Source organism: Actinomyces sp. ICM47, from assembly GCF_000278725.1.
Lineage (GTDB): Bacteria > Actinomycetota > Actinomycetes > Actinomycetales > Actinomycetaceae > Pauljensenia.
This window is the reverse complement of the sequence record NZ_ALCA01000054.1, coordinates 1-1,151: the sequence shown is the minus strand read 5'-3', so window position 1 is coordinate 1,151 and position 1,151 is coordinate 1. Positions and strand designations below refer to the sequence as shown.

Annotated in this window: 2 pseudogenes; both read right to left on the bottom strand. The window is 73.6% G+C overall.

What is annotated here, in order from left to right:
* Positions 1-354: pseudogene (locus HMPREF1136_RS03430) on the bottom strand (hydroxymethylbilane synthase); the annotation flags it as partial.
* Positions 351-1,151: pseudogene (locus tag HMPREF1136_RS03425) on the bottom strand (protoporphyrinogen/coproporphyrinogen oxidase); the annotation flags it as partial. The pseudogenes HMPREF1136_RS03425 and HMPREF1136_RS03430, both read right to left, overlap by 4 nt.

Sequence of the window (1,151 nt, the reverse complement as noted above, 5' to 3'; positions counted from 1 at the left end):
GGTCGCCCCGTCGGCCGCGCACAGTGCGTCGCGGGGGTCTTCGCGCTGCGGGACGGCAGCGATGCGCAGCCCCGGCGTGGGGGCAGTGGGCAGGTCCTTGAAGGAGTGGACGGCCAGGTCACACTCCCCCTGTAGGAGGGCGAGTCGCAGCTGCGCGGCGAACACGCCGACGCCGCCGAGCGCGGCCAGGGGTGCCGCGGAGACGTCGCCGTGCGTGCGCACCACCTCCAGCTGAACGCGCACGTCCTCGCCGAGGTGGGCCCCGGCCTCCTCGATCGCCCGCGCGACGGTGGAGGATTGGGCGAGTGCCAGGCGCGATCCCCTGGTTCCCAGAACGAATGTCCGCGTGGTCATAGCAGTCCTTTCGCGCCCGCGCGGGCGTGGGAGACGACGGATGCGATGCCGGTTCCGGCGACCCAGGCGCCCGTGAGCGCCACGCCGCCCAGGCACCGCACCTGTTCCTCGAGCGCTCTCACGCGGCCGCGATACTCGGGGGGCAGGGGCGGGAGCGTACCGTTCCAGCAGGCGAGCAGGTGGTCGGTGACGGCCTCGGGCGCGATGTCCACGCCGGTGAGCGTGCGGATATCGCGCAGGGCGCCTTCGACGGTGACGTCGGGTTCGGCCTCGCCGAGGCGCCCGTAGGACAGGCGCAACAGGTGAGTGTGGGGCGCACACTGGTCGGCAAGCCACGGCCACTTGACGTTGAGGTGGGACAGGGCCTTGGCTGCCACGGGCCGCTCGTCGGCGGGGGCGGGTGCAACCAGGAGGCCCTGGGAGACGGGCGCGTCGTCCAGCTCGGGGGCGCGCACGGCCAGGGTGAGGCGCGCGATGGGCGCTCCCTCGGGAACGCTCACATCGGGCACGAGGCCTGGGATGCGCGCCTGCGTCAACAGGCGCAGGGCGGCGCTGGCGCTACAGGCAAGGACGAGGCGCTCCGTCGTGACGCTCACGCCCGGGCCGCTGGGCACGGGCTCGGCTCCGGGAGTCGGCCCGGGCTTGGTCGGCCCGCACTCGAGGACCCATCCCGAGGCCGCGCGAGCCATCGCAAACGCACCCGTGCGAGTCAGGACGGTTCCCCCAGCCTCTTCGATGGCGGTCCGCAGCGCGTCGACGAGGACGAACATGCCTCCCACGACGCAGGCTTCGGGGGT